Genomic DNA, 12,393 nt, shown 5'->3' with positions numbered 1-12,393 from the left:
CGAGTTTTCCGGTTCAGATTGAACCAGGTGGGAGTGACTATCTACTTCATGATTAAAAAGTTTTGGTTAATAAATTTTCGAATGGTTAATAAATAATATTTGTTATCTCAAATGAGATGATTCTTTTCAATTTATTAAGTAAGGATCGGGGGCGATCTTAGTGTAGGAAAGATTTTGTGAAGATGGGGGCAACCTCTTTTAGAAATCTATGTAAATATATGTTATTGTATTCCACATTTTTATAGGGGAAATCCCCTATTATTTATCTTAAAACATCTCTTTAACAATGCTTTAAGATTTCGGTATTTCAACCAGGTTGTGATTGATAGCGTAAATAATGCTTTCAAGGATCGTATCTGAATTTGTTCTTTTTATAATACTTGATCTGTGCTTCTCTATTGTTTTAGGGCTTATAAATAGTGCTTCTGAAATCTCCTTGGTCTTATAGCCCTTACATAATAGGGTAATGATCTCTTTTTCTCTTCTCGTGAAATTCTCCTCTTCCATACATTTAACCATTGACAGAGAATTTTCAAGTTCTGTAGCCGTAGATCCCACGTTGTCTCGAAGACAATATTCATCACCCATAAAATCAATCAGCATAATATAGGTATCCTGAATTTTCGGAGTTAGTTTTGAAAGCGTGATACGTGCATTCCTAAGTTTCTGACTCGTGATCCTGAGAGTGGTTTCAGTTGTAGCATGCATATGCTTACCTTTTGCAAATTTGCGTAAACATTCACGTATTGTATTTTTAGCATCCGGTCTCACGATGTCTGTAATATCCAGCATTTCCTCACTGGTCCTGAATGTATTTATTGCGACATCATTCATATTAACTATCTGGTCTTTCTCCAGAAGCAGCACAGGTTGATTCATCAGGTGAAAAAGACCCATAAAGCATTCATGCCAGTAATTAAGTTTGTGTTGCTCTGCAGTGCGAGCAATTCTAGAAACCAATTGCTCTAAACCGGTGGCAGTAGAATGATACTCATCTACAAGATCTTTGTATCGTTTTGCCATCATCTTTATTTCCAACGGACTTCCATAGATTGCAAGATGTGCTCTTTTTAGAAAGTGGGTTGCTTTAAAGTTTTTCAGATTCTTAAAATCTGAAGGTTTACGATAGGAAGTTTTGTCGAAAATAATCGTATCTGGTAATAAATTGAGAACCCTGTGATAAGCTACGTGAATAGATCCTTCTATGGAAACATCAAACATAGTGCTCAAACCCTGAACAAGTTCCTGGATAAGCAATTCATTCTTACTTACAATAAGTAATTGTTTCTTTTGCATTTTATCTCAAACATTAAATAAATATAAACAAGCTCCAATTGTAACTAAGTGGGGTTACAGTTACACTTCAAATAGATCATGAACAGATCGGGAACGTTTTTAGGGATAACCAAATATAGTAGCTGTAAATCTTGAGATAAAATTTTTATAGTAATATTACTCTGACAATCAGCTATTTATAATGCAAGTATTAAGGTTTTCTTAACAATATTAACTTACTTCATCGACTGGAAAACTGAAATCACTCTTAAAATTAAGATTACCTTAACAATTTTCTGCTATATTCTTTCTTACAAAAAATTACAGCTATCTTAACAACAGTACATTGACTTCGGCTTTCTTAATAGCGTTACAATAAGTAACTTTGCCATCTTGAAAAAATGTATGGCGAAATTTGAAGACAGTATCGAAGTATTAGGAGCTAGAGTTCACAATCTTAAGAATATAGATGTTTCTATACCCAGGGAACAGCTGGTTGTCATTACAGGTCTCTCTGGATCTGGTAAATCTTCACTCGCATTCGATACTATCTATGCTGAAGGACAGCGAAGATACATTGAGACTTTTTCTGCATATGCCCGTCAGTTCTTAGGAAGCCTGGAACGTCCAGATGTGGACAAAATTGAAGGTCTTTCTCCAGTGATCGCCATAGAACAGAAAACAACCAGTAAAAACCCAAGGAGTACTGTAGGAACGATCACAGAGATCTATGATTTTTTGAGATTATTGTTTGCCAGAGCCGGAGAAGCCTACAGTTACAAGACTGGTGAGAAAATGGTGAGCTATACAGACTCCCAGATCAAGGAACTCATCTTACAGGATTTTAAAGGTAAAAAGGTTAATATTCTTGCACCAGTAATTAGAAGTAGAAAAGGTCACTACCGCGAATTGTTCGAATCCATTGCCAAGCAGGGATTTATAAAAGTTCGGGCAGATGAAAAGGTCGTTGATATTGAAAAAGGCATGAAGCTGGATCGATACAAGACTCATGATATTGAGATTGTTGTAGACCGCCTGAAAATTGAAAAGAAGCCTGAAGCAGATAAAAGACTTGATGAAAGTATCAAAACTGCTATGTATCATGGTGAGGATACTCTTATGATCCTGGACCAGGATAGTGGTGAGGTTCGATATTTTAGCAGGAATCTTATGTGTCCTACTACAGGAATAAGTTACCCTAATCCAGAACCAAACAGCTTTTCCTTCAATTCGCCTAAAGGAGCTTGTCCTAATTGTAACGGCATAGGAACTTTATACCAGGTGAATATTGACAAGATTATTCCGGAGCCTAAGAAATCCATTAAAAACGGAGGTCTGGAACCTCACGGACCTCAAAAAAAGAACTGGGTATTTTCTCAACTTGAACTTATAGCTGAACGCTTTGATTTTAGTCTGAATGATCCCATCAATAAGATTCCGAAGGAAGCATTGGACATGATTCTATATGGAGGAAAGGAAAAATTCAGTAAAGAATCCAAAGCTTTAGGAATCACCCGGGATTTTAAGATCGATTTTGAAGGTGTGGCAAGCTTTATTGAAACAACCTTTAAGAACAACGATTCCACTTCTTTACGTAGATGGGCTAAGGAATACATGGATAAGGTAGATTGCCCCGAATGTGAAGGTAGCAGATTAAAAAAGGAAGCTTTATATTTCAGAATAAATGATAAAAACATTGCCGAACTTGCTAACCTGGATATTTCAGATCTCGCTGACTGGTTCGAAAATATCGAAGCAAAGCTTTCAGCAAAACAATTACAGATTGGCGAAGAAGTTGTAAAAGAAATTCGCGCCCGTATCGCCTTTCTGGTAGATGTAGGTCTTACGTACCTCAATCTTAATCGTGGCTCCAAATCACTTTCGGGTGGGGAAGCACAACGTATAAGACTTGCTACACAAATTGGATCTCAACTGGTAGGTGTTTTATACATTCTTGATGAACCAAGTATAGGACTGCATCAACGTGATAACGAAAAGCTAATTAATTCTCTGGAATCTTTAAGAGATATCGGGAATACAGTAATCGTTGTTGAGCACGATAAGGATATGATCGAAAGGGCAGATCACGTGATCGATATTGGACCACGTGCCGGGAAATATGGTGGTGAGATCATTAGCGAAGGTCCTCCTTCAGAACTGCTGAATCATTCTACGCTAACCGCAGATTATTTGAGCGGTAAAAAGGCCATTGCTATTCCGGAGAAAAGACGAAAAGGTAATGGGAAGTCGATAGAATTAAAGGGTGCGACAGGAAATAACCTGAAGAATGTAAGCATAAAAATTCCATTAGGAAAAATGATCGCGGTAACCGGTGTTTCGGGAAGTGGGAAATCCACTTTGATCAATGAGACCCTCTACCCTATCATGAATGCTCATTATTTTAACGGTGTTAAGATTCCTAAACCTTATAAAACCATTAAAGGACTGGATCATATAGACAAAGTGATCGACATCAATCAAAGTCCGATTGGGCGAACCCCGCGTTCGAATCCCGCAACTTATACCGGCGTATTTTCTGAAGTGCGGAATCTTTTTGCTAAAACTCCTGAGTCTCTTATTCGGGGATATAAACCGGGAAGATTTAGCTTTAATGTGAAAGGCGGAAGATGTGAAACCTGTAAAGGTGGCGGACTTCGTGTGATCGAAATGAATTTTTTGCCAGATGTTTACGTAGAATGTGAAACCTGCCAGGGAAAACGCTTTAATCGTGAGACTCTGGAGATTCGATATAAGGGAAAATCTATCGCTGATGTGCTGGAAATGACCATCAATGAGGCTACACCTTTCTTTGAGAACATTCCGAAGATTTATAGAAAACTAAAGACGATCCAGGATGTTGGTCTGGGATATATTAGTTTAGGACAACAATCCACAACACTTTCTGGAGGAGAAGCCCAGAGGATAAAACTGGCGACTGAACTTTCTAAAAGAGATACCGGAAATACTTTTTATATCCTGGACGAGCCAACTACCGGTTTACATTTTGAAGATATCAGAGTTTTAATGGATGTCTTAAATTCGCTAACCGATAAAGGAAATACTGTCCTTATTATAGAACACAATATGGATGTGATCAAAATGGCAGATCATATCATTGATATAGGATATGAAGGTGGTAAAGGTGGCGGTGAAGTTGTCGCAACCGGCACTCCTGAACAAATAATTAAAAACACTAAAAGTTACACTGCTCGCTTCCTGAAGAAGGAAATGAGTTAAACCAATCATATGAAAGCAGCAAATAGCAATAAAGCCTGGAACGAGATAAGAACGAATGATTCCTGGGCGATTTTTAAGATAATGGGGGAATTCGTGAATGGATACGAGAAACTAAGCCAGATTGGACCTTGTGTTTCTATTTTTGGATCTGCACGAACTAAACCAGATATGAAGTATTACGGACTGGCCGAAAAAGTGGCGAAAAAGATCGTTGATCATGGCTATGGCGTCATCACTGGTGGTGGTCCCGGGATCATGGAGGCTGGTAACAAAGGAGCTCACCTTGCCGGCGGTACATCTGTTGGACTTAATATCGATCTTCCTTTTGAGCAGCATGACAATCCGTATATAGATAACGATAAAAGTCTTGATTTTGATTATTTCTTCGTTAGAAAGGTAATGTTCGTAAAGTATTCACAGGGGTTTGTAGTAATGCCTGGTGGTTTTGGTACGCTCGATGAATTGTTCGAAGCGATTACTCTAATTCAAACACATAAGATCGATAAGTTTCCAATCATTCTTGTTGGTACAGAATTCTGGGGAGGTCTTGTTGAATGGATCAAAACTACCCTTCTTGATAGTTTTCAAAATATTAGTCCTGCAGATATTGATCTGGTACAGGTCGTAGATACTGAAGACGAAGTAATAGACATCCTGGATAAATTCTATGATGAATATAACTTAAGCCCGAATTTCTAATATTTTCAACTGCTGAAGGTATCAAACTTTGTTTATATTTAGATCTGATTTTTATCAGCACTAAACTTAAATTTCGTTGAAATACCTTCAGTGTTTCTTTCTAGTCTTACTATTCCCGTTATGGCTCTCTGCACAAAATGCCATGAAGGTGAACGCTCGTCTGGTTGACAGTCTTCATACTATTGAAGTCGACCAGCAAATTACTTTTGTTAATACTGAAGAAAGAGAACTGGTAAGTATTTACCTGAATGACTGGAACAATGCATTTAGTTCCAAGACTTCTCCGCTGGCGAAAAGGTTTGCTGAAGATTTTGCCCGCCGCTTTCATTTTGCCAGGCAGGAAGAACGTGGTCATACCTCTATTAAGTCCATTAATTCTGCTGAAGGATCCTCTCTGGAATGGGACCGTCCCGGCAATATTGAAGACCTCGTACGAGTATTTCTCCCCGAACCACTGGCCTCCGGAGATTCCATCACGATAAATCTTCAATACGACTTAAAAATTCCTGATGACAAATTCACCCGATTTGGGCGGGATGGTGATGGGAATTACAAATTACGTTACTGGTACATGACTCCTGCCCCACTGGATAACGGTTGGAAACTTTACAGTCACAAGGATCTCGGCACCCAATATGTAAGCCCGTACAATATTGAGATCGATATCGATATTCCTACTGAATATTATGCAGCTTCAGCATTAGACCTTACGCGCACCCAAACCAAAAAAGGTTTTAAGACCATTCATTTTAGCGGAGACCAACGTGTGGATAGTAAAATGTACCTTACCAATACTTACATTTTTGAATCTCTACCTGCCAACTCTAACAAAGTAATAACCAATATCCGTGATGAAGATATTGAGCTGGAAAACAAAACAAAGTTGCTCTCCCGAACCTTTAGTTTTCTTGAAAATAGGCTGGGAAGCTATCCCAATGAAAATATCTTTATTACCCAGGAGGATTATCAGAACAGTCCTATTTATGGACTTAATCAATTACCAGGTTTTATACGTCCATTTCCAGACGGATTTCAATATGATCTCAAACTATTCAAAACCGTAACCAATTACTATCTCCAGAACTCAGTTTTCATCAATCCCAGAACCGAGAAATGGGTGACCGATGCTATTCTGGTTTCATTAATGATCGATTACGTGGACACCTATTATCCCAAAATGAAACTTATTGGGAATTTGAGTGACATAATTGGAATTCGCTGGTTCCATGCTGCAGATCTTGAATTCAACGATCAATACCAGTTCCTTTACATGAACGTAGCCAGGATGAATATTGATCAGCCACTAAACACCAGCCAGGATTCGCTGGTCAAATTCAACAAGAATATTGCAAACGCCTACAAAGCTGGTGTTGGGATTAAATATCTTGAAGAGTTTCTTGGCGACTCAACGGTATCGAAATCTATTGGTGAATTTTATAAGAACTATAAACTAAAACCTACGAGCGATGATCAATTCGCAGAGATCCTTCAGAAGAATGCAGGGAAAGATATTTCTTGGTTTTTTGAAGATTACGTGGGAAGCAATACTAAAATTGATTTTAAGATTCAGAAGGTAACAAAAAGAGAGGATGATTCTCTGGATGTTCAAATCAGGAATTTAAGGCAGAACGAAATGCCTGTCAGTCTCTACGGACTTAAGGACGGAAAATTCATCTACAAGACCTGGGTCGAAAAGGTTCGGGATACTAAAACGGTTACTATCCCCCGAATGGATATCGAAAGACTTGCTTTAAATTATGAAGCCGAGATCCCCGAATTCAATCAAAGAAATAATTACAAGCGTGTAACCACACTGCTTAATAAGCCCGTACAATTCAGGCTGCTTCAGGATATCGAAGATCCAAGGTATAATCAGATCTTTTTTATGCCAGAATTTGATTTCAACCTTTACGATGGTATTTCTATTGGGCCTAAACTTTATAACAAAACAGTTCTGAGCAAAACTTTCAATTTTTCACTTTCTCCAAAATATGGTTTTGGTAGTGAAACTCTTGTTGGATCGGCATCATTCTATAACGCCCATCAGTTCGACAATAATGATCTGTACCTTATTTATTATGGGATTGGAGGTTCACGATATTCCTATGGTTATGATCTATTCTACCAGAAATACAGTCCGTTTCTCGTTTTTGCCTTCCGAAATTCATATTTAAGGAGTAATGAAAGTCAGCGTTTATTAATTAGAAATATTAATGTTCATCGAGATCAAAATCCTGAGGATCCACTACTTCAGCCAGACTATAATGTTCTGAATGTGAAATACAACTATAGCAACCCTAACTTTCTAAAGCATTTAACCGCATCTTTCGATTATCAGCTATCAGATAAGTTCAGCAAAATAGCGGTAACAGCAGAATATAGAAAACTGTTCACCAATAACAGGCAAATCAATTTAAGGTTCTTTGGAGGTACATTTTTGTATAATGATGCCCGCAATAATGATTACTTCAGTTTTGCGCTGGATCGTCCTACAGATTATCTTTTTGACTATAATTACTACGGAAGAAGCCAGGGAAGCGGATTATTCAGCCAACAGATCATTGTTGCTGAAGGAGGCTTTAAATCTCAACTGCAACCGGAATACGCCAATGAGTGGATCACCACCATGAATGCAAGTACCAATATCTGGAAATGGATCTACGCTTATGGTGATGTAGGGATTGTAAAGAATCGGCACGAAAATGGGAAATTACTTTACGATTCCGGTATTCGTATGAGTCTGGTTCAGGATTATTTTGAACTGTTTCTTCCGATCTATTCCAACCTGGGCTGGGAAGTGGCTCAGGAAAATTATGATGAAAAGATCAGGTTCATCGTCTCTCTTGATATTGGCACAATTATAAAACTGTTTACAAGACGCTGGTATTAAATATATTCCCTTACGTTATACTCAGATAAATTTCGTATTTGTCAACGAATTCTAGATCTCAAGCCTTTTATTTCTGAAATAAATAATAAATAAAGGTTAAAATTGAATTATTATCAGTTTTGACGCGAAAATTTGAATTGTGTATAATTTTGATTTTCGCTACATTTGCTACTATTCAAAATAATGTTCATGCAAAGCGAAACACAAACTGAAAATTCTATTTCATTTGATGAATTCAAGTCTCAGGTACTTGAAGATTACAAAATTGCTGTCACCAGCAGAGAGTGTAGTCTTTTAGGTAGACGGGAAGTACTTACCGGGAAGGCGAAGTTCGGAATATTTGGAGATGGAAAGGAAGTACCACAACTGGCGATGGCTAAAGCTTTCAAAAATGGAGATTTTAGATCGGGTTATTATCGCGATCAAACTTTTATGATGGCAATAGGCGCTCTTACTCCTGAACAGTTATTTGCTGGTTTGTATGCAGATACGAATCTGGAAAATGAACCAATGTCTGCCGGTAGACAGATGGGTGGACATTTTATGACGCATAGCCTCGATGCGAATGGAGAATGGAAAAATTTGATGGAACAAAAAAATTCCAGTTCAGATATTTCTCCTACAGCCGGGCAAATGCCGAGACTACTTGGTCTAGCTCAGGCCTCCAAGATCTACAGAAATGTTGATGGAATTTCTGCAGAGAAGTTTACAGATAATGGAAACGAAATAGCATGGGGAACCATTGGGAATGCCAGTACAAGTGAAGGTCATTTCTGGGAAACCATTAACGCAGCCGGTGTTTTACAGGTACCAATGGTGATGAGTGTCTGGGATGATGAGTATGGAATTTCTGTACACGCCAGGCATCAAACAACTAAAGAAAATATATCTGAAATTCTTAAAGGCTTTCAGCGTGATGAGGAACATGATGGTTATGAGATTATTGTGGTAGAAGGCTGGAATTACCCGGCTTTAGTAGATGCCTACGAAAAAGCATCTTCCATTGCACGTGCAGAGCATTGCCCGGTTCTAATTCATGTTCAGCAATTAACACAACCTCAGGGTCACTCAACTTCAGGATCTCATGAAAGATATAAATCTGAAGACCGGTTGAACTGGGAGAAAGAGCATGATTGTAATGTGAAATTCCGGGAATGGATCATAGAAAATAATTTCTCCAATGCTGAAGATCTTGAGGTTATGGAGAAAGAGATCAAAAAACAGGTAAGAGCTGCTAAAAGCAACGCCTGGAACAATTATTTAAAACCAACTTTAGCTAGAAAGAAGCAAGTTGTAGAACTTCTTGGTAAGGTTGCTGGTAATAGTTCTAACGGGAATTTTATTAACTCTCTTAAAGAGAATATTGCCAATGACAGAGAGCCTTTAAAGAAAGATCTAATTTCTGCTGCAAGACAAACCTTGAGATATACGATCGGTGAGTCTTCTGCTGAAAAAGATGAATTACTTAACTGGTTGAATGAATTTGGAGAAGAAAATAAGGGTGAATACAGTTCGCATTTATATATCGAAGAAGATACATTAACAGAAGTATTGCCTGAATATAATGAAGAAGCAGAGGAAGTTGATGCTCGGATTATACTGAGAGACAATTTCGATCAGATCTTTGAAAATCATGCAAATGCTTTAATCTTTGGTGAAGATGCTGGTGAAATTGGAGATGTAAACCAGGGCCTTGAAGGACTTCAAAATAAATACGGAAAATTCAGAGTTGCTGATGCCGGGATTAGAGAAGCAACTATTCTTGGACAGGGAATTGGAATGGCAATGAGAGGACTACGCCCAATCGCTGAGATCCAGTATCTTGATTATGTAATGTACTGTCTTCAAGGGATGAGTGATGACCTTGCAACGCTGCACTATAGAACCAAAGGAATGCAAAAGGCGCCTTTAATTGTTAGAACCAGAGGGCATCGTCTCGAAGGTATCTGGCATAGTGGTTCGCAAATGGCCGGTATTCTTAACCTTGTAAGAGGAATGTACGTTCTTGTTCCTAGAAACATGACGAAAGCTGCTGGTTTCTACAATCATCTTTTGGAATTAGATACTCCAGCATTAGTTATCGAGTGTCTTAATGGATATAGGCTTAAAGAAAAGTTACCTACGAACCTAAAGGATATCAAAACGCCTATTGGGGTAACTGAAACTTTGAAAGAAGGTACAGATATCACTCTTGTTTCTTACGGTTCTACATTGCGAATTGTAGAAGAAGTAGCCAAGGAACTGGCTCAGGTTGACATTGATGCCGAAGTGATAGATGTTCAGTCTTTATTACCTTTTGATATTAACCATGACATCGTAAAAAGTGTTCAAAAGACAAGCCGACTATTGGTAATTGACGAAGATGTTCCTGGAGGAGCTTCAGCCTATATACTGCAGAAAGTTCTTGATGAACAAAATGCATATAGATACCTGGACAGTAAACCGCAAACCTTAACAGCTAAAGAACACAGGCCTGCTTACGGTACAGACGGTGATTACTTTTCCAAACCATCTGCGGAAGATATCTTTGAAAAAGTGTATACGATCATGCACGAAACCAATCCTAATAAATATCCGAAACTACGATAGTAAAATCTATCTGTTCATATATAAGCCGCGATTTATTCGCGGCTTTTTTGTTTATTAACCATGCTTAAAGGCTTGATTTCGAGAGACTTAATTTTAAGATCGTAGCTATATGGCTATTCAAACAAAACGGTTATAAGTAAGGAAATTGAAGAGGTGATCAAATATCACGAACGAGCAGGGAAATATTTTGATATTAACGGTATCCACACATTTGCTCTGGACAAAGGAAGTGGTGAAGTGGTATTTTGTGTTCATGGAGTGCCTACTTTCTCTTTTTTATATAGGAAAGTTATAGATTCACCAGGGAAAAAGGTCGTCGTGTTGTCTCTGTTGATCTTCCCGGACTAGGTTTAACCGACAGACAGGAGGATTTTAATTACGAATTCAATAATTTCGCCGACTTCCTTACAGCTGCCTAAAGGAATTAAAGATTGAAAAATTTCATTTAGTTGTCCATGATATTGGTGGTCCGGTTGGGTTTGTGCTAGCTGCTAAAAATCTTGGAAAAGTTCAATCAATTACTATACTGAATACCATGATAGATATTCAGAATTTCAAGAAACCGTTGGCGATGCGACCCTTCGAGAAAAAAGTCCTGGGTGAAGCTGAGTTAATTTCCATTACTCATGCTACCTGGCCAATTATGTTTTCTCACATGGGAGTAAACGATTCTTCCTGCTCTTCTTCTGCGGAAATTAAAGCCTACGTTGATCTACTAAAGTGAGAAGATGAGGGTAAAGCTTTTCTGCAGCTCATGAGAAATTTCAACCAAACTGAAGAATTTCAAAATTTAGTACAGACCGCTTTAAAAAATGTAGGCTATCCAATTCAGGCAGTATGGGGCGAGGATGATCCGGCTCTAACCTACGATCATTTTAGTAAAGAACTGGAGGAATTAACCGATACCCAGGAAACTCATTTGCTCTCATCATAACATTTTCTGCAGGAAGAGGTTCATGAGGAAATTGCAGCAAAAATTGATAGCTTAATTAAAAGAACGTATTGAATTTCAGGTATATCAAAAATAAAAAAAGCCATGTATTTCTACATGGCTTTTCTATGTGCTTCGTTTATTTATTCTATTGATCTTCCCTGCTATAGTACATTCTAGGACCATCACAATCTTCCACAGTATTTTTAAGAATATTTTCGTCATCCTGAATCACATAAAGATATTCTTCCCTACTTAAACAACTTGAATAAATCTCAATATCCTCTGGTTTCGGCTCTCCCTCATACTGCAGTGTATAAGCCGGGGTATCATAGTACGATTTAGTTACATTAAAAGTTCCTTCTACCTTTATCGTATCATTCTGCCTAATCCTGATCTTTTCAACTGTATTATCTTCCCTGAAAGTATAAGTATCCTGGAAATCCATTTCATCTCCTTCCTTTATACACTCTCCGGTATTACTGCAGCTCATTTTAAATAATTTCCAAACTTGAGGAAGTTCTACTTCAATTTCGGTACCTGAGTCTTCTTCATTATCTCCGCTATCAGCGTCACTTTCGGTTTCGGTTTCAGAAACTTCTTAAATATCTTCCTCGACTACTTCCGGTTTCTCCTTTAGAACTTCCTGATCAAGAATTCCTTGATCCGAATCTTCGGAACACGCATAAATCAGGAAGACTGACATCAGAATAAGCAGCTTTTTCATATTGATGTTTTAAGTCTGTTTCGAAAAATATAATTTTATTGGAAA

General features: G+C 38.0%; 10 protein-coding genes and 1 pseudogene. 8 read left to right on the top strand and 3 right to left on the bottom strand.

The genetic code is table 11. The annotated features are described in order from the left end of the window. Positions 1 to 291: 291 nt before the first annotated feature. Positions 292 to 1,296, bottom strand: coding sequence for a LuxR C-terminal-related transcriptional regulator (locus ACSHZO_RS03230; protein WP_298246622.1), 1,005 nt, complete (start codon positions 1,294 to 1,296; stop codon positions 292 to 294). A 384-nt stretch (positions 1,297 to 1,680) separates the two neighbouring features. Between ACSHZO_RS03230 and uvrA the strand changes: the two genes are divergently transcribed. From uvrA to ACSHZO_RS03190, 8 genes and pseudogenes are all read left to right on the top strand, one after another. Further along, positions 1,681 to 4,512, top strand: coding sequence for an excinuclease ABC subunit UvrA (uvrA, locus tag ACSHZO_RS03225; protein WP_298246621.1), 2,832 nt, complete (start codon positions 1,681 to 1,683; stop codon positions 4,510 to 4,512). Between the two features lie 9 nt (positions 4,513 to 4,521). Further along, the gene (locus ACSHZO_RS03220; RefSeq protein ID WP_026915679.1) at positions 4,522 to 5,211 is read left to right on the top strand and encodes a TIGR00730 family Rossman fold protein; all 690 of its coding nucleotides are present in this window, start codon (positions 4,522 to 4,524) and stop codon (positions 5,209 to 5,211) included. Positions 5,212 to 5,287: 76 nt separating this feature from the next. Then, positions 5,288 to 8,101 (top strand): metalloprotease, encoded by a 2,814-nt coding sequence (locus ACSHZO_RS03215; protein ID WP_298246620.1) that lies wholly within the window; start codon positions 5,288 to 5,290, stop codon positions 8,099 to 8,101. A gap of 189 nt (positions 8,102 to 8,290) precedes the next feature. Further along, entirely contained in the window at positions 8,291 to 10,690 is a 2,400-nt protein-coding gene (locus ACSHZO_RS03210; RefSeq protein ID WP_298246619.1) for an alpha-ketoacid dehydrogenase subunit alpha/beta, read from the top strand. A gap of 153 nt (positions 10,691 to 10,843) precedes the next feature. After that, a complete protein-coding gene (locus ACSHZO_RS03205) occupies positions 10,844 to 11,038 on the top strand; it encodes a hypothetical protein (protein ID WP_298246618.1) in 195 nt (64 codons plus the stop codon). A gap of 82 nt (positions 11,039 to 11,120) precedes the next feature. Beyond that, positions 11,121 to 11,192, top strand: a pseudogene (locus ACSHZO_RS03200) (hypothetical protein); the annotation flags it as partial. Between the two features lie 33 nt (positions 11,193 to 11,225). Then, a complete protein-coding gene (locus tag ACSHZO_RS03195) occupies positions 11,226 to 11,414 on the top strand; it encodes a hypothetical protein (RefSeq protein WP_298246617.1) in 189 nt (62 codons plus the stop codon). Positions 11,415 to 11,444: 30 nt separating this feature from the next. After that, entirely contained in the window at positions 11,445 to 11,624 is a 180-nt protein-coding gene (locus ACSHZO_RS03190) for a hypothetical protein (protein ID WP_298246616.1), read from the top strand. Between the two features lie 145 nt (positions 11,625 to 11,769). On the opposite strand, the gene ACSHZO_RS03185 is transcribed toward ACSHZO_RS03190, so the two are convergent. Both ACSHZO_RS03185 and ACSHZO_RS03180 read right to left on the bottom strand, forming a co-directional pair. Next, entirely contained in the window at positions 11,770 to 12,114 is a 345-nt protein-coding gene (locus ACSHZO_RS03185; protein WP_298246615.1) for a hypothetical protein, read from the bottom strand. A gap of 108 nt (positions 12,115 to 12,222) precedes the next feature. Next, on the bottom strand, positions 12,223 to 12,348 hold the full coding sequence (locus tag ACSHZO_RS03180) for a hypothetical protein (protein ID WP_298246614.1): 126 nt from the start codon (positions 12,346 to 12,348) through the stop codon (positions 12,223 to 12,225). Positions 12,349 to 12,393: the final 45 nt, after the last annotated feature.

Origin of the sequence: Christiangramia sp. 3-2217-3z, from assembly GCF_051195275.1 — a bacterium.
GTDB classification, from domain to species: domain Bacteria; phylum Bacteroidota; class Bacteroidia; order Flavobacteriales; family Flavobacteriaceae; genus Christiangramia; species Christiangramia marina.
Note: the sequence above shows the minus strand (reverse complement) of the source record. Positions and strands in the feature narration are given on the sequence as shown.